Source organism: Streptomyces sp. NPDC002209, from assembly GCF_042890265.1.
Classification (GTDB): Bacteria; Actinomycetota; Actinomycetes; order Streptomycetales; family Streptomycetaceae; genus Streptomyces.
Map to the genome: position 1 here is coordinate 68,007 of NZ_JBIARX010000002.1, position 16,077 is coordinate 84,083.

Annotated in this window: 16 protein-coding genes and 2 tRNA genes; 11 read left to right on the forward strand and 7 right to left on the reverse strand. The window is 72.8% G+C overall.

Annotated features, from left to right (window positions below):
• Nucleotides 1–18: 18 nt before the first annotated feature.
• From ACFYXK_RS05170 to ACFYXK_RS05180, 3 genes are all read left to right on the forward strand, one after another.
• Nucleotides 19–92: transfer RNA gene (locus ACFYXK_RS05170), tRNA-Met, on the forward strand.
• Nucleotides 93–330: 238 nt separating this feature from the next.
• Complete coding sequence (locus tag ACFYXK_RS05175) at nucleotides 331–2,178, forward strand: tetratricopeptide repeat protein (protein WP_389409898.1); 1,848 nt, start codon at nucleotides 331–333, stop codon at nucleotides 2,176–2,178.
• Between the two features lie 102 nt (nucleotides 2,179–2,280).
• Nucleotides 2,281–2,354 (forward strand) — tRNA-Met (locus tag ACFYXK_RS05180).
• 108 nt (nucleotides 2,355–2,462) lie between these two features.
• Here the strand turns inward: ACFYXK_RS05180 and ACFYXK_RS05185 are convergent.
• Nucleotides 2,463–2,879: a Fur family transcriptional regulator gene (locus tag ACFYXK_RS05185; RefSeq protein WP_383504683.1), complete on the reverse strand. Its 417-nt coding sequence runs from the start codon at nucleotides 2,877–2,879 to the stop codon at nucleotides 2,463–2,465.
• Nucleotides 2,880–3,010: 131 nt separating this feature from the next.
• Between ACFYXK_RS05185 and ACFYXK_RS05190 the strand changes: the two genes are divergently transcribed.
• Nucleotides 3,011–4,480, forward strand: coding sequence for a catalase (locus tag ACFYXK_RS05190; RefSeq protein WP_389409899.1), 1,470 nt, complete (start codon nucleotides 3,011–3,013; stop codon nucleotides 4,478–4,480).
• 85 nt (nucleotides 4,481–4,565) lie between these two features.
• On the opposite strand, the gene ACFYXK_RS05195 is transcribed toward ACFYXK_RS05190, so the two are convergent.
• Nucleotides 4,566–4,961 carry a cyclic nucleotide-binding/CBS domain-containing protein gene (locus ACFYXK_RS05195; protein WP_053784601.1) on the reverse strand — a complete coding sequence of 132 codons (396 nt, stop codon included), beginning with the start codon at nucleotides 4,959–4,961 and terminating at the stop codon, nucleotides 4,566–4,568.
• A 191-nt stretch (nucleotides 4,962–5,152) separates the two neighbouring features.
• Complete coding sequence (hisN, locus tag ACFYXK_RS05200; protein ID WP_383504677.1) at nucleotides 5,153–5,959, reverse strand: histidinol-phosphatase; 807 nt, start codon at nucleotides 5,957–5,959, stop codon at nucleotides 5,153–5,155.
• Between the two features lie 150 nt (nucleotides 5,960–6,109).
• Between hisN and ACFYXK_RS05205 the strand changes: the two genes are divergently transcribed.
• Nucleotides 6,110–6,682 (forward strand): TetR/AcrR family transcriptional regulator, encoded by a 573-nt coding sequence (locus ACFYXK_RS05205; RefSeq protein WP_389409900.1) that lies wholly within the window; start codon nucleotides 6,110–6,112, stop codon nucleotides 6,680–6,682.
• On the opposite strand, the gene ACFYXK_RS05210 is transcribed toward ACFYXK_RS05205, so the two are convergent.
• From ACFYXK_RS05210 to ACFYXK_RS05225, 4 genes are all read right to left on the reverse strand, one after another.
• Nucleotides 6,648–6,971, reverse strand: coding sequence for a multidrug efflux SMR transporter (locus ACFYXK_RS05210; protein WP_030153546.1), 324 nt, complete (start codon nucleotides 6,969–6,971; stop codon nucleotides 6,648–6,650). The two genes, ACFYXK_RS05205 and ACFYXK_RS05210, sit on opposite strands and share 35 nt — an antisense overlap.
• Before the next feature lie 92 nt (nucleotides 6,972–7,063).
• On the reverse strand, nucleotides 7,064–8,074 hold the full coding sequence (gene rsgA / locus ACFYXK_RS05215) for a ribosome small subunit-dependent GTPase A (RefSeq protein ID WP_389409901.1): 1,011 nt from the start codon (nucleotides 8,072–8,074) through the stop codon (nucleotides 7,064–7,066).
• 8 nt (nucleotides 8,075–8,082) lie between these two features.
• Nucleotides 8,083–9,432: a 3-phosphoshikimate 1-carboxyvinyltransferase gene (aroA, locus tag ACFYXK_RS05220; RefSeq protein ID WP_389409902.1), complete on the reverse strand. Its 1,350-nt coding sequence runs from the start codon at nucleotides 9,430–9,432 to the stop codon at nucleotides 8,083–8,085.
• A 75-nt stretch (nucleotides 9,433–9,507) separates the two neighbouring features.
• Nucleotides 9,508–10,221: a M50 family metallopeptidase gene (locus ACFYXK_RS05225; RefSeq protein ID WP_389409903.1), complete on the reverse strand. Its 714-nt coding sequence runs from the start codon at nucleotides 10,219–10,221 to the stop codon at nucleotides 9,508–9,510.
• Between the two features lie 53 nt (nucleotides 10,222–10,274).
• Between ACFYXK_RS05225 and ACFYXK_RS05230 the strand changes: the two genes are divergently transcribed.
• From ACFYXK_RS05230 to ACFYXK_RS05255, 6 genes are all read left to right on the forward strand, one after another.
• On the forward strand, nucleotides 10,275–11,090 hold the full coding sequence (locus ACFYXK_RS05230; RefSeq protein WP_389409904.1) for an SOS response-associated peptidase: 816 nt from the start codon (nucleotides 10,275–10,277) through the stop codon (nucleotides 11,088–11,090).
• 18 nt (nucleotides 11,091–11,108) lie between these two features.
• Nucleotides 11,109–11,774, forward strand: coding sequence for an alpha/beta family hydrolase (locus ACFYXK_RS05235; RefSeq protein WP_389409905.1), 666 nt, complete (start codon nucleotides 11,109–11,111; stop codon nucleotides 11,772–11,774).
• Nucleotides 11,775–12,064: 290 nt separating this feature from the next.
• Entirely contained in the window at nucleotides 12,065–12,709 is a 645-nt protein-coding gene (locus ACFYXK_RS05240; protein WP_008741505.1) for a sigma-70 family RNA polymerase sigma factor, read from the forward strand.
• Nucleotides 12,706–13,008 (forward strand): mycothiol system anti-sigma-R factor, encoded by a 303-nt coding sequence (gene rsrA, locus ACFYXK_RS05245; protein ID WP_383504660.1) that lies wholly within the window; start codon nucleotides 12,706–12,708, stop codon nucleotides 13,006–13,008. The genes ACFYXK_RS05240 and rsrA overlap by 4 nt, the downstream gene beginning before the upstream one ends.
• Nucleotides 13,009–13,183: 175 nt before the next feature.
• Nucleotides 13,184–14,803: an HD-GYP domain-containing protein gene (locus tag ACFYXK_RS05250; RefSeq protein ID WP_389409906.1), complete on the forward strand. Its 1,620-nt coding sequence runs from the start codon at nucleotides 13,184–13,186 to the stop codon at nucleotides 14,801–14,803.
• Nucleotides 14,800–16,071 carry an HD-GYP domain-containing protein gene (locus ACFYXK_RS05255; RefSeq protein WP_389409907.1) on the forward strand — a complete coding sequence of 424 codons (1,272 nt, stop codon included), beginning with the start codon at nucleotides 14,800–14,802 and terminating at the stop codon, nucleotides 16,069–16,071. The genes ACFYXK_RS05250 and ACFYXK_RS05255 overlap by 4 nt, the downstream gene beginning before the upstream one ends.
• The last annotated feature ends 6 nt before the right edge of the window (nucleotides 16,072–16,077 follow it).

Below are 16,077 nucleotides of genomic sequence, written 5' to 3' on the forward strand. Positions count from 1 at the left end.
ATACTGTGGTTTCACCGACGCGGGGTGGAGCAGCTCGGTAGCTCGCTGGGCTCATAACCCAGAGGTCGCAGGTTCAAATCCTGTCCCCGCTACTGAAGATGAAGGCCCGGATCCATGGGATCCGGGCCTTCGTCATGTCCAGGTTCGGCACGTCCTTCGTCATGTCCAGGAGGACACGCGGGGGTCATGAGGTAGCTGGGACGGGTGAGTTGGGGTGGGAGCGTGTTTGACTTATCTCTCTGTGGGCATGTCGACAAAACGCTGTAGTGACCTCACAGGCTGCGACATACCAGGTGTACGCGGGTAGCAGGTGATGCGACGATGGGATTTATGGGGGACAGGTCAACTCTGCTGGAGACAGGGCGGTTTGTGAGGGCGGAAGTCGAATCGGGCGCAGAGGCCAACGAGGAGGCTCCGGTCGTTAACGCGCAGACCGCACTGACCGATGCGGATTTCGCGGAAGAAATGTTCGCCGAGACCGACCCGGCGAGCGACACGGAGCTGGAAGCACGGCACCGGGTCGCGGCCGACCGGGGCGACCCGGGCGCGATGAGCGTGCTCGGGGCGCTGCTGCTGCGCCGCGGCGACCTGGCCGGCGCCGAGCCGTACCTGCGCGGCGCCACCGCGGAGGGGGACCGCGCCGCCGCCAACAACCTGGGGGTGCTGCTGCTCCAGCGGGGCTACCCCGAGGAGGCCGCCGGCTGGTGGCGGGTCGCCGCCGTCGCCGGCTCCGCGCCGGCCGCGCACGCGCTGGGCCGTCACTTCCGCGAGCGCGGGGACGAGCCCGCCGCCGAGTACTGGCTGCGCCAGGCGGCCGAATCCGGCCATGCCCTCGGCGCGTACGGGCTCGCCGACCTGCTGGAGCACCGCGGGGACAAGGGCGTCGAGCGCTGGCTGCGCCAGGCCGCCGAGCAGGGGCACCGCGAGGCCGCGTACCGGCTGGCCCGGCACCTGCGCAAGGGCGACCCCGCCGAGGCCGAGCAGTGGTACCGGCAGGCCGCCGCGCGCGGGCACCGGAGGGCCGCACTGCACCTGGGCGCCCTGCTGGAGGCGCGCGGGGAGCTCAAGGAGGCCGGGCGCTGGTACCTGACCTCCGCCAAGCAGGGCGAGGCACGGGCCGCGTGCGCGCTCGGCTTCCTGCTGCGCGACGCCGGCGACGAGGAGAGCGCCGTCGCGTGGTGGAACCGGGCCGCGCAGGACGGCGACGGGAACGCCGCCAATGCGCTGGGCGCACTGCACGCCGCGCGGGGGGAGACCCAGACCGCGGAGAAGTGGTACCGCACCGCCATGGACGCGGGCGACCAGAACGGGGCGTACAACCTTGCTCTGCTGTGCGCCGCACAGGAGCGGACCGCGCAGGCGGAGCAGTGGTACCGGCGGGCGGCCTACGCAGGCCACCGCGAGGCGGCCAACGCCCTGGCGATCATGCTGCTGCAGGTCGGCGACGCGGCGGGGGCCGAGCCGTGGTTCTCGAAGGCGGCCGAGGCGGGCAGCGTCGACGCCGCGTTCAACCTCGGGATCCTGTTCGCGAGCCGGGACGAGGACCGGACGGCGCTGAAGTGGTACGAGCGGGCCGCGTCGGCGGGCCACACGGACGCGGCGCTCCAGGTCGGCATCGCGCTGGTCCGCGACGGCGAGGACCGGGCGGCGGAGCGCCACCTGCGCTGCGCGGCGGGCGGCGGCAGCGCGGAGGCGGCGTTCCGGCTGGCCGCGCTGCTGGAATCGCTGGCTCCGCCGCCGGAGCCGGTGGCGCTGGGCGAGCCGGTCGGCGGGGCCGAGCGCACCGAGAGCGAGGAGTGGTACGAGCGGGCCGCGGAGCTGGGGCACCGGCGCGCGCAGGTCCGGGTCGGGATGCTGGCCGCCGCGCGGGGCGATCTGGCGGTCGCGGCGCGGTGGTACCGGGAGGCGGCCGAGGCCGGTTCCCGCAACGGGGCGTTCAACCTCGGGCTGCTGCTCGCCCGCGAGGGGAACGAGCCGGAGGCCGCGCTGTGGTGGACCCGGGCCGCCGTGGCCGGGCACGGCCGGGCGGCGCTGCGGCTCGGGCTCCTCGCTGCGCGGCACGGGGACCTGGCGGAGGGGCAGAAGTGGTGCGTGCGGGCCATGGAGCTGGGGCCGGCGGAGGTCTCCGAGCGGGCCGCCCGGCTCCGCGAGGCGCTCGCGGAGGAGCTCTCCGCCTGACCCCCGGCCGGGGTGCCGCCGCCTCGCGGGTGCCGCGCAGCCGCCCCATCGTTAAGCGATTTGCATCTGTCGGGTGGCGTCGCGTAAAGTCGTGTTTACCGACGCGGGGTGGAGCAGCTCGGTAGCTCGCTGGGCTCATAACCCAGAGGTCGCAGGTTCAAATCCTGTCCCCGCTACTGAAGACCGAAGGCCCGGATCCTCTGGATCCGGGCCTTCGGCCGTTTCACGGCACAGAAGACGGGCCCGGGAGCATCGCTCCCGGGCCCGTGTCCGTTCGTCGTCCGTCACGCCGCCGCGCAGGACGGGCACAGTCCCCGGTACGTCACCTCGACCGCCGACACCACGAAGCCGAAGCGCTCCGCGTCCGGGAGGTCCGCCAGCGGGTTGCCCGACGGGTGCACGTCGCGGATCGCGCCGCACTGGGCGCAGACCAGGTGCTGGTGGGGCTGGTGGGCGTTCGGGTCGTACCGCTTGGCCCGGCGGTCCGTGGAGACCTCCAGGACCTCGCCGAGGGACACGAGCTCGCCCAGCGTGTTGTAGACGGTGGCGCGCGAGATCTCCGGCAGCTTGTCCACCGCCCGGGCGTGCACCTCGTCGGCCGTCAGGTGAACGTGGTCACCGTCGAGCACCTCGGCCACGACGCGCCGCTGTGCGGTCATGCGCCATCCGCGTCCGCGAAGTCGTTCCAGCAGGTCACTCATGGGCACCAGCCTAACAGCGAGGGGATTCGGTGTAACTCCCGAACCTGTGTGGAGTTGGACCCTTACTTGACTTAGACAAAGTCCATCGTAGGATCGAGTACGGCAAAGGCCAAGGACGGGACACGCAAGGAATGACGCAGGAGGCGCACGTGACGCAGGGACCGCTCACCACGGAGGCCGGGGCCCCGGTCGCCGACAACCAGAACAGCGAGACGGCCGGCGTCGGAGGTCCCGTTCTGGTCCAGGACCAGCTGCTCCTCGAGAAGCTGGCGCACTTCAACCGCGAGCGCATCCCGGAGCGCGTGGTGCACGCCCGCGGCGCCGGCGCGTACGGCACCTTCACCCTCACCCGTGACGTCTCGCAGTGGACCCGGGCGAAGTTCCTGTCCGAGGTCGGCAAGCAGACCGAGACCTTCCTGCGCTTCTCCACCGTCGCGGGCAACCTCGGTGCGGCCGACGCGGTGCGCGACCCCCGCGGCTGGGCGCTGAAGTTCTACACCGAAGAGGGCAACTACGACCTCGTCGGCAACAACACCCCGGTGTTCTTCATCAAGGACGCCATCAAGTTCCCCGACTTCATCCACACCCAGAAGCGCGACCCGTACACCGGCTCGCAGGAGGCGGACAACGTCTGGGACTTCTGGGGTCTGTCGCCCGAGTCCACGCACCAGGTGACCTGGCTGTTCGGCGACCGCGGCATCCCGGCGTCCTACCGCCACATGAACGGCTACGGCTCGCACACGTTCCAGTGGAACAACGAGGCCGGCGAGGTCTTCTGGGTCAAGTACCACTTCAAGACCGACCAGGGCATCAAGAACCTCACCCAGGCCGAGGCCAACGCCCTCGCCGGTGAGGACCCCGACTCGCACCAGCGCGACCTGCGCGAGTCCATCGAGCGCGGCGAGTTCCCGACCTGGACCGTGCAGGTCCAGATCATGCCGGCGGCGGACGCGGCCGAGTACCGCTTCAACCCGTTCGACCTCACCAAGGTGTGGCCGCACGAGGACTACCCGCCGATCGAGATCGGCACGCTGGAGCTCAACCGCAACCCGGAGAACGTCTTCGCCGAGGTCGAGCAGAGCATATTCAGCCCGGCGCACTTCGTCCCCGGCATAGGCCCGTCCCCGGACAAGATGCTCCAGGGCCGTCTCTTCGCGTACGGCGACGCCCACCGCTACCGCGTCGGCATCAACGCCGACCACCTGCCGGTGAACCGCCCGCACGCCACCGAGGCGCGCACCAACTCCCGTGACGGCTTCCTGTACGACGGCCGCCACAAGGGTGCCAAGAACTACGAGCCGAACAGCTTCGGCGGCCCCTTCCAGACGGACCGCCCGCTGTGGCAGTCCACCGCGGTCACCGGCGGCACGGGCAACCACGCCGCCCCGGTGCACTCCGAGGACAGCGACTTCGTCCAGGCGGGCAACCTCTACCGCCTGATGTCCGAGGACGAGAAGTCCCGTCTGATCGAGAACCTGTCCGGCTTCATCGCCAAGGTCTCCCGTGACGACATCGCCGAGCGCGCGATCGACAACTTCCGCCAGGCGGACGGTGACTTCGGCAAGCGGCTGGAGGCCGCGGTCCAGGCCCTCCGCGGCTGATCCCCCGCTCGCCGAGAGTTGAAGGGCCGGACCCCGACGGGGTCCGGCCCTCCGGCTTGCGCCGGTGCCTACGGTGCGTACGGTGCTACGCCGGTACGGTGCTCCTGCGCGCCGGCACCCAGCAGCGGATGACATCGCGCACGGACACGATGCCGACGGGCCCGCCGTGCTCCAGCACGATCAGATGGCGGAAGCCGCCGTGGACCATCGCCTCGGCGGCCTCCTGGACGGTGGCCTGCGGGGTGCAGAACACCACGTTGTTGGTGGTGTGCGCGCCCACGGACTCCCGGTCGGGGTCGTGTCCCGCGCCGATGGAGTTGAGGATGTCGCGTTCGGTCAGGATGCCGATTCCGCTGTGGTCGGGATCGAGGACGACGGCTGCGCCGACCCGTCGGCCGGACATCAGGCAGGCCGCCTGCCGGAGGGTGTGGGCGGGTCCGAGGGTGAGGATCACGGTGCTCATGGCGTCACGGACGAGCATGAAGAGAGCCACCTCCTGGGGAGAGTCCCTCCGCTTGGGTGGGTGCACCCGGTGAAGGTCCGCACCGAACGGGCACGGAACTTAGAGAAGGCCTTCACAAGCGCACAAGCGGATGGACCCTCAGATTCCCATGAACACGGAGGGTCATCAAGAGGGCGCACCCGGTTGTCCGGGCGCAGGGCCCGAACGGCTCAGGCGCGCGGGCGCAGATATCCCAGCATCTCCTCGTGCAACAACCCGTTCGAGGCCGCGGCGTTCCCGCCGTGCACGCCCTCCGCGCCGTCCAGGTCGGTGAACCGGCCGCCCGCCTCCTGGACCACGACCGCGATGGCCGCCATGTCCCACAGGTTCAGCTCCGGTTCGGCGCACAGGTCCAGCGAGCCCTCCGCGACCATCATGTAGGGCCAGAAGTCGCCGTAACCGCGGGTCCGCCAGCACTGCCGGGTCAGGTCCAGGAACCCGGCGAGCCGGCCCTGCTCCTCCCAGCCGCTCAGCGAGGAGTACGCGAACGAGGCGTCGCCCAGGGTGCCCACCTTCGAGACCCCGAGCGGGACGGGCGCAGCGCCCAGCGCACCGCCGGCGTACGCGCCCCCGCCCTGCGCCGCCCACCAGCGGCGGCCCAGCGCAGGTGCCGAGACCACGCCGACGACCGGCCGGAAGACCCCGTCGGCACCCTCCGTCATCAGCGAGATCAGCGTGGCCCAGACGGGGACGCCGCGCACGTAGTTCTTCGTGCCGTCGATCGGGTCCACCACCCAGCGGCGCGGGCCGCTGCCCTTGAGGCCGTACTCCTCGCCCAGGATGGCGTCGGCGGGCCGCGCGGCCTCGATCCCGGCCCGGACGATCTCCTCGGCGGCCTTGTCCGCCTCGCTCACCGGGGTCATGTCCGGCTTCGTCTCGACCTTCAGGTCCAGGGCGCGGAAACGCTGCATCGTGGCGGCGTCCGCCGCATCGGCGAGCTCAAGGGCAAGGCGGAGGTCATCGTCATACTCGGGCATGGCCGAACAGTATCGGGACTCCCCGGACCCGGCGAACGGCGTCCACGGTACGACCGGGAGGCGCCCTTGACAGGATCTGTCGGTCCGTCAACTCTGGCGGGAAGGCCGAGCGGGGAATCGGAGTGGGGGAAGTCGAGCGGGGAGGCGTGCATGCCGGCAGCCCGGGAGTCCTTGCTGGAAGCGGCGGGAGCCGCGCTCTTGGCGCGCCCCTGGCCGTCCGTGCGGATGGTGGACGTGGCGGCCACCGCCGGGGTGTCCCGGCAGACCCTCTACAACGAGTTCGGCGGCAAGGCCGGCCTGGGCCGGGCCCTGGTGCGCCGCGAGGCCGACTGGTACCTCGAAGGGGTGGACCGGGTCCTGCGCTCCCCGGCCGGGGCCGCCGAACGCCTCGCCTCGGTCGCGGAGTGGACCGTACGGGCGGCCCGCGCGCGTCCCCTCGTCCGGGCGCTGCTGACGGGGTGCTGGGACGGAAACTTACCGGTGCCGCCCGGGCAGGGAGTGCGGCCGGGCGTACCGGCCCCGGGACCCGGGGAGCTGGCCCGGGCCGTCCGCGACCGGGCCTCGGTGGCGCTCACCCCGGGGGAGGGGGCGCAGCGGTGCGAGCTCGCCGTGCGCCTCGCGCTGTCCTACGTGATAGCCCCGGGCGAGGAGCCCGGGCTCGGGGAGCTGATGCGGCTGCTGCGCCTGCTCAGTGAGCCGAACCGGACAGCTGGAGGCCGATGACACCCAGGATGACCAGCGAGATCGAGACGAGTTTGAGGGTCGAGACCAGATCGCCGAGGAAGACCATGCCGTAGATGGCCGTCCCGGCGGCCCCGATGCCCGTCCACACCGCGTAGGCCGGGCCCACGTCCAGTTTCTTCAGCGCCAGGGTCAGCAGCCCGAAGCTGCCGAGCGCGAACGCGGCGAAGGCGATGGTCGGCCACAGCCGGGTGAACCCGTGGGACAGCTTCAGGCAGACCGCGAAGCCGGTCTCCAGGATTCCGGCGACGACCACCAGCAGCCACGCCATGGCGCATGCCTCCCCGCAGTCAGGTGACGTCGTGTCACGTGGTGCGATTATGCATTTACCAGACGTCGTGCCCGGCAAACCCCGCCGGACGATCAGTCTCCTTCGCGGCGCTCGCGGGTCTGGAGCAGCCGCCGCAGCGAGTACAGGCGCGCCGGATCCGCGTGGCCGTCCTCCACCCACTTGTCGAGCGCGCAGTCCTGCTCGTCGTGGCTGCAGGCCCGCGGGCAGCCCTCCGTACCGGGAACCAGTTCCGGGAAGGCCAGGATCACCCGGGACGGATCCACGTGGTGCAGTCCGAACGAGCGCACGCCCGGGGTGTCGATGACCCAGCCGTCGCCGCCGGGCAGCGGCAGCGCGAGCGCCGAGGTGGTGGTGTGCCGGCCGCGGCCGGTCACCGCGTTGACGTGCCCGGTGGCGCGCTGGCGGCCCTCGGCGACCAGCGAGTTCACCAGGGTGGTCTTGCCGACGCCCGAGTGGCCGACGAAGGCGGTGATCCGGCCGTTCAGGCGCTCGCGCACCCGGTCGGCGGCGTCGCCGCTCGCCAGCTCCTCGCGGTTGGTGACCACGTAGTTCAGGCCGAACGTGGAGTAGATCTCCAGGATCTTGTCCGGGGAGGTCAGGTCCGACTTCGTGAGCACCAGCAGCGGCTCCAGCCCGGCGTCGTACGCGGCCACCAGACAGCGGTCGATCATCCGGGGCCGCGGCTCCGGGTCGGCCAGCGCCGTGACGATCGCCAGCTGGTCCGCGTTGGCGACGACCACCCGCTCGTACGGGTCGTCGTCGTCCGCGGTGCGCCGCAGGACGGACTTGCGCTCCTCGATCCGCACGATCCGCGCGAGCGTGTCCTTCTTGCCGGACAGGTCGCCCACGATCCAGACCCGGTCGCCGACCACCGCCGCCTTGCGGCCCAGCTCACGGGCCTTCATCGCGTGGATCGTGCGGCCGTCGACCAGGCAGGTCAGCCGGCCGCGGTCGACGGTCAGGACGAAGCCCTCGGCCGCGTCCTCGTGCTTGGGCCGGATGGTGGTCCGGGGCCGGTTGCCCTTGGGGTTGGGCCGCTGGCGGATGTCGTCCTCGTCGGTGTGCTTGCCGTACCTGCGCATGACGGGCCCTACGCTCCCGCAACCCGCGGGGCTTCGCCGAGCATGTCGGCCCACATCCGGGGGAAGTCGGGCAGGGTCTTCGCGGTCGTCGCCACGTTCTCGATCTGCACGCCCTCCACCGCCAGGCCGATCACCGCACCCGCGGTGGCCATCCGGTGGTCGTCGTACGTGTGGAACACGCCGCCGTGCAGCGGGCGCGGGCGGATGTGCAGGCCGTCCGCGGTCTCGGTGACCTCGCCGCCGAGCCCGTTGATCTCCGCGGTCAGCGCCGCCAGCCGGTCCGTCTCGTGCAGCCGCAGGTGCGCCACCCCGCGCAGGGTGGACGGGGAGTCGGCCAGTGCCGCCACGGCCGCGATGCCCGGGGTCAGTTCGCCGACCTCGCTCAGGTCCACGTCGATGCCGTGGATCTTGCCGCTGCCCGTGAAGACCAGGCCCGCGTCGGTCAGCTCGCAGGAGCCGCCCATCTCGGTGAAGATCCGGCGCAGCTCGTCGCCGGGCTGGGTGGTGCGGCGCGGCCAGTCCGGGACCGTGACCGTGCCGCCGGTGATCAGGGCCGCCGCCAGGAACGGCTGCGCGTTCGACAGGTCCGGCTCCACGACCATGTCGCGGCCCAGCAGCGCGCTCGGCGCGACCCGCCACACGTTCGGCTCGCCGCCCGCCTCGGGGGTGTCGACCTGGGCGCCCGCAGCGCGCAGCATCTCCACCGTCATCCGGATGTGCGGCATCGAGGGCAGGGCGGTGCCCACGTGCCGGACCTCGACGCCCTGGTTGAAGCGCGGGCCCGAGAGCAGCAGCGCCGAGACGAACTGCGAGGAGTTGGAGGCGTCGATCTCGACGACGCCGCCCTCCAGGGCCCCGCCGCCCTGGACCGTCAGGGGCAGCGCGCCCCGGCCGTCGTCGTCGATCCGGGCGCCGAGGGTGCGCAGGGCGCTGATGACCTGGCCGAGCGGGCGCTCGTAGGAACGCGGGTCGCCGTCGAAGCGGATGTCGCCGGCGGCCAGGGTGGCGACGGGCGGAAGGAAGCGCATGACCGTGCCCGCGTTGCCGACGTCGACCGTGGCCGGGCCGTGCAGGGCGGCCGGGATGATCCGCCAGGCCTCGCCGCCGGAGCCGTCGCCGGAGCTGGAGGACGCGGTCTCCTCGATGCCGACGCCCAGCGCGCGCAGCGCGTCCGCCATCAGCCGGGAGTCGCGCGAGCGCAGCGGGCGGCGCACCCAGCCCGGCTCGGCGGCGAGCGCGGCGAGGACGAGGGCGCGGTTGGTGACCGACTTCGACCCGGGCACGGTGACGGTGGCGTGGACGGTGCCGTCGGCGAGCGGGGCGGGCCAGAGGGCGTGGAGCGCGGGGGTCTCGGTCATGGCCCCCACTTTAGTGGCTCCTCCCGGGCCCAGATCTTGATCTCGCCGCCGCAGCGGGGCCGGGCGGGGTCCGTCTCAGAGGTTGAGAAGCCAGCGCCCGCCGCCGATGAGCGAGCACAGCGCGACGGCGTGGAAGAGGAGCAGCCAGGCCACCGGATGGACGTGGGTGAGCCGCCCCAGCTGGTCCGCGTCGGAATCCGGCGCCCCGCCGTGCCGGCGCTGGGCCCCCAGCTCGAAGACCGGCCGTACGGCGCCCATCAGCAGGAACCACACCACCAGGTACGCGAAGGCCGCCTGGACCTCGGCCGAGGCGAGCCAGGAGACCAGGACGAACGCGGCGCCGACGAGGACCACCATCAGGGCCCCGTACGCGTTCCGGATCATCACCAGCATCGCGAGCAGCAGCGCGGTGGCCGCCCACAGCAGCAGCGTGATGCGGTGGGCCGACAGCAGCGCGGCCCCGCCGAGCCCGAGCAGCGCGGGCGCCGGGTACCCGGCGGCGGCGGTCAGGATCATCCCGGGCCCGGTCGCCTTGCCGACGCTGACGGTGACGCCGCTGGTGTCGGAGTGCAGCCGGATCCCGTCGAGCGTGCGGCCGGTCAGCCGGGCCACCAGCCCGTGGCCGCCCTCGTGGGCGATGGTCACGGCGTTGCGGGACAGCCGCCACAGCGGGCGCGGCACCACGGCGGCCAGCGCGACCACGCCCGTCACGATCACCAGCCACAGGGCCGGCGGGGTCTGTATCCCGGTGAGCCGGTCCCACAGGCCGGCGGTCGTGGTGCTGTCCATAGAGTGGCGGACTCCTTGCGGTGGTGGGCGGGTGAGATGGCAGTGTGGCAGCCATGTGCGGAAGGTATGCAGCGAGTCGTGGGCCCGAGGACCTGGTGGAGGCCTTCGGCATCGAGCGGTGGGAGCCGGAGGAGACCCTGGCCCCCGACTGGAACGTGGCGCCGACGAAGGAGGTCCACGTCGTCCTCGACCGTCCTGTGAAGGACGCTCCGGATCCGCGTCCGGTTCGTCAGCTGCGCACCCTGAAGTGGGGGCTCGTCCCCTCCTGGGCCAAGAACCCCGACGGCGCCGCCCGGATGATCAACGCCCGGTCCGAGACGCTGGCCGAGAAGCCGTCCTTCCGCCGGCCCTTCGCACAGCGCCGCTGCATCGTCCCCGCCGACGGCTACTACGAGTGGGTCACCGCCCACGACGAGCGGCAGCTCGAGGTCGAGGGCAAGAAGAAGCGGGCCCGCAAACAGCCCTACTTCGTGCTCCCCGCCGACGGCTCCGTCTTCGCCATGGCCGGGATCTACGAGTTCTGGCGCGACCCGACCCTCCCCGGCGACCACCCGCAGGCCTGGTGGGCGACCTGCTCGGTGATCACCGCCGAGGCCGAGACCGGGCCGCTGGCCGTGGCCCCCGCCGAGGGACCGGCCTCGCTCGCCGAGATCCACCCCCGGATGCCGCTGATGCTGACCCCGGACCGCTGGGACGCCTGGCTGGACCCGGCCCGTACCGACACCGGCGAACTCCAGGCCCTGCTCGCGCCGCCGCCGGGCGGCCTGATGCGGGCCTACCCGGTGTCCACGGCCGTCAGCAACGTCCGCAACAACGGGCCCGAGCTGCTCGACGAGCTGGCCGCGCCGCAGGAGTGCACGCTGTTCTGACCCGTGCAGGATGGGTCCATGACCACCCGTACGCGCACCGAGAGCGTCGACACCCCGGCGGGCGAGGCCCGCATCACCTGGCATCGGGCCGTCCCCGCCCGCACGGCCCGCCTCGTTCTGGCCGTCGGTCACGGCGCCGGCGGCGGGATCGAGGCCCGCGACCTCCAGGCCCTGGCCGCCGCCCTGCCCGCACACGGGGTCACCGTGGCGCTGGTCGAGCAGCCGTGGCGGGTCGCCGGGAAGAAGGTGGCCGCCGCGCCCAAGGTGCTCGACGAGGGCTGGCGGGGTCTGTGGCCGGCGCTGGCCGGGCCCGGGCTGCCCGTCGTGGCGGGCGGGCGCAGCGCCGGGGCCCGGGTGGCCTGCCGGACCGCCGCCGAGCTGGGGGCGGCCGGGGTGCTGGCGCTGGCGTTCCCGCTGCACCCGCCGGGCCGGCCCGAGAAGTCCCGGGCCGAGGAGCTGACCGGCGCGGGGCGGCCCACCCTGGTCGTCCAGGGCGGCCGGGACCCCTTCGGGCGGCCCGGGGAGTTCCCGCCGCCGACCGCGCAGGCGGCGTACGAACTCGTGGAGGTCCCGCACGCCGATCACGGCTTCGCGGTGCCGAAGAAGGCCGGTCCGACCCAGGAGGAGACCCTGGAGGCGATCACCGGGGCCGTCACCGCGTGGCTCGCCGGACTTCCCCTGTGACGTGATCCCGATCACCTTTCGGCGCCCGCCCGGCAGAGGGCGCACGCCCGGGAATGCACGGCCCGGCCCTTCTGTTGTGCCGGATGTCGGAAACGCACGGGAAATCGTCGGAGGAGAGGGAGCGCATGACCCAGGTCATCAGCCAGCACCGTCCGCAGGCGGCAGGCCTGGACTGGACGGTCCTGCCCGGGCCCAAGCGCGGCCTGCTTCAGGCGGCGGAAGGCCGGGATGGTCGACTATTCTCCGATTCGAGCGGGTCCGCTTTCGGAGCCGTCACGCAGTCGGAGGAGGTGGGTCCTGTCGCTGGGACCGACGAAGGCCACGCGGAGGAGACAACCCCGGAGCGCAATGCGCGCTTCGAGAGGGACGCCCTCGGCTACCTCGACCAGATGTACTCGGCCGCACTGCGCATGACGCGCAATCCGGCCGACGCCGAGGACCTGGTCCAGGAGACGTACGCGAAGGCATACGCGTCCTTCCACCAGTTCCGCGAGGGCACCAATCTCAAGGCGTGGCTCTACCGCATTCTGACCAACACGTTCATCAACTCCTACCGCAAGAAGCAGCGTGAACCGCAGCGCAGCGCGGCGGAGGAGATCGAGGACTGGCAGCTGGCGCGCGCCGAGTCGCACATGTCGACGGGACTGCGTTCCGCCGAATCGCAGGCGCTCGACCACCTGCCCGATTCGGATGTGAAGGAAGCGCTTCAGGCCATTCCGGAGGAGTTCCGCATCGCGGTCTATCTTGCCGACGTAGAGGGCTTTGCGTACAAGGAGATCGCGGACATCATGGGTACACCCATCGGTACGGTCATGTCGCGACTGCACCGTGGCCGCCGTCAACTCCGCGGAATGCTGGAGGACTATGCCCGTGAGCGCGGGCTGGTCCCCGCCGGCGCGGGAGAGTCGAACGACCTGAAAGGCTCGGGCTCATGAGCTGCGGAGAGCCGCACGAGACGGAGTGCTCTGAGGTCCTGGACCACCTGTACGAGTTCCTGGACCACGAGATGCCGGACAGCGATTGCACGAAGTTCGAGACGCACTTCGGCGAGTGCAATCCCTGCCTGGAGAAGTACGGCCTCGAGCAGGCCGTGAAGAAGCTGGTGAAGCGCTGCTGCGGTTCGGACGACGTGCCGAGCGATCTGCGCTCGAAGGTCATGGGCAGGATCGAGCTGATCCGTTCGGGCCAGGCCGTCCCCGATCACGACGTGACCGCGGATCCCGCCACCGGCTGATCGAACAACCGCCCCTGGAAACGCACTTCGTTCACCCGTAGGTGCTAATCCGGGGGCGCCCGTACGGCGCAATACGAAAATGTGGCCCGCAGCACAAAGGGCCACACCTATTCTCCCCAGACGGTGCCGGTGCGATGCGGCACCGCGTGCGCACGGCACAGGGGAGGAGAGCGCCATGCGGGTACTTCCGCCGGCGGCGCACCCTTCCCTCGTGCGGGCCGTCATCCTGTGCGCCGTCCTCGCGGCGGCGGCCTGCACCGCCCCCGCCTTCGCCGATTCCGGCACCCCCTGGCCCGCCGTCGGCCTGCTCGCCCTCCTCTACCTGGGCTGCGAACTCGTCAAGCTGTGCCCGCTGCCGGGCAGCCGCAGCCGGGCCCCCGAGGGCATCGGCTCCTTCTTCCCCGTGGTGCTCGCCGCCGTCTTCCTGCTGCCGCCGGCCGCCGCCGCGCTCGTCGCGCTGCCCGGCGGGTTCGCCCAGGCCGTGGTCCAGCGCCCCGCCGGGGTGCGCCGGGTGTGGCACGCGGCGCAGCAGGCCACCGCCGCCTGGGCCGCGGGACGGACGTTCGCCCTGCTCGGCGGGCCGGCCGCGCTCGGCGGACGGCACCTCGGGGGGTCCTTCGGCGCGGCCTTCGGGGGGTCCGGGCCGCCCGGTGCGGCCGGCCGGCTCGCGGACTTCCCGTACGCGATGCTCCCCGCGGCGGCCGCGGCCGCCGCCTTCTGTCTCGTACTGACCGCTCTCGACGCGGGCATCCTGGCCGCCGCCGAGGGACGGCCCGCGCGGACCACGTGGCTCGGACCGGTCACCCTCCTGCGGACTTCGTCCGGAGGGAGCCGCACCCTGGCCCCGCACTGCGTGCACGGCCTCGCCGGGCTGATGATGGCCGTCATGTGGCGCAGCCCCTACGGGCTCCCGGCCGCGCTGCTCGGCCTGCTGCCGATGTACGTCTCCTGCTGGGTCTTCGCCCAGTACCACCGCGAACGGGCCGCCCACCAGGCCACCATCCGGGCGCTCGTCCAGGCCGTCGACCTCAAGGACCGCTACACGCGCGGCCACAGCGAGCGCGTCGGCCAGGCCTCGGCCATGATCGCCCGCGAGCTCGGCATGGCCGGGGACCGGCTCGAGGTCGTCCAGATCGCCGGGATCCTGCACGACGTCGGCAAACTCGGCGTCCCGACCCGGCTGCTGCGCAAGGACGGGCCGCTGACGCCCGAGGAGCGCCGGGTCATCGAGCTGCACCCCGAGTACGGGCACGAGATGGTGCGCGGGATCGGCTTCCTGGGGGAGGCCCGGTCCGCGATCCTGCACCACCACGAGCGGGTCGACGGCACCGGATATCCGTACGGGCTGGCCGGTGAGCAGATCCCGGTGCTGGCCCGGGTGGTGGCGGTGGCCGACGCCTTCGACGCGATGACCTCGACCCGCTCGTACAGCCGGGCCCGGCCGGTGCCGGTGGCCCTGGCCGAGCTGGAACGGTGTGCGGGCGCGCACTTCGACCCGGTGATGGTGCACGCGCTGGTGGACGCGATCGGCCGGGACGGCTGGCACCCGGTGGTCACCGCGGACGACGACGTGCAGGTGATCCCGACCGGTTCCGCTGCCGGTTCCGCTTCCGGCCGCGTGCCGTCGGCCGTCGCCGCGGCCGCCGCCGCTCCCGTCGCGGCCGTCCCCGTCGCGGCCGTCGCGGACCCCGGCGGCCCCGGGCTGTCCGGGCTCCCGGCCCAGGGCGCCCGGCTGGGCGCCCGGAGCGCGGATCCGCGCTCCGGGCAGGAACCGGACGGCGGGGGCGGGGCGTGAGGGGCGCGGCCGTGTGGGCGGTGCGCGGGGCCGCCGGGGTGCTCACCCTGGCCGGGCTCGGGCACACCCTGTGGTACGGCGTCGTCGAGCCCGGCACCGCCCTGGCCTTCGGCACCCTGATCGCCTGCGGCGAGCTCGCCCGCCGCGACACGAGCGACCCCCGGGACGCGGCCGGGGAGCGCCAGCCCGCACCGCTGGGCTCCGCCGGCGCCCTCGCGTACGCGCTGCTCGGTCCGAGCGCCGCCCAGCCCACCCACCACGGGGTGCTCCAGATCGTCGCGGTCGTCGTCGCCGCGGCACTCGCCGGGATCGTCCCGCACATCGCCCGGGGCCGCGGTCCGTCCGCCGACCACCTGGCCCGCCGGGTCCTCACCGTCGCCTTCGCCGCCGTCTGCTTCCAGCCGCTCTACAACTCCGGCAGGCTCGAGCACGGCATCGGGCGGGGCCCGTACCTCGTCCTCTTCCTGCTCTTCCTGCTCGGCCTCACCGCCCTCTGCGACGCCGTGCTCGCCGCCGCGCCGGCCGGCGCCCGTACGGGCCGGCCGTACGGGCCGCTGCTGCGCGACGAGCTGCGCGCCCAGCTCGGCATCGGCTCGGCGATCTGCGCCACGGGGGTGGTCATGGCCCTCGGCGTGGCCGTCGCCGGGCTGTGGGCCCTGCCCGTCTTCTGCGTCCCCCTGCTGCTGACCCAGCTGTCCTTCCACCGGATCACCGCGATCCGCACCACCTACCGCCAGACCATCACCTCCCTGGCCCGGGCCACCGAGATCGCCGGCTGTACCCGCCCGGGGCACTCCCGCCGCGTCGCCGCGCTGAGCTGCGCCGTCGGACGGGAGCTCGGGCTGTCGGAGCGGGAGCTCACCGTGCTGGAATACGCCGCCCTGATGCACGACATCGGCCAGCTCTCCCTCGTCGACCCGGTCCGGGCGGGGGCCACTGCCTCGCTGCCGGCCGCCGAGGCCCGCCGGATCGCCGTGCTCGGCGGGGAGGTCGCCCGGCAGACCGGGGTGCCCGCCGAGGTGGCCGTGGTCGTGGAGCGGCAGGCGGACCCGTACCGGGACCAGCCCGCCCTGGCGCGCATCGTACGGGCGGTCAACGCGTACGACGACCTGCTCGGCGGGAGCCGTCACCCGGGCGGCTCCCTGGCGGCTCTGGAGCAGCTCCGGCTGGGCACCGGGAGCGACTACCAGCCAGAGGTCGTGGAGTGTCTTGCAAGGGTTCTGGCCAGGGGCGGACGTGACAGAGTCGGTCAAGTCCCACTTGGGTAACCCATG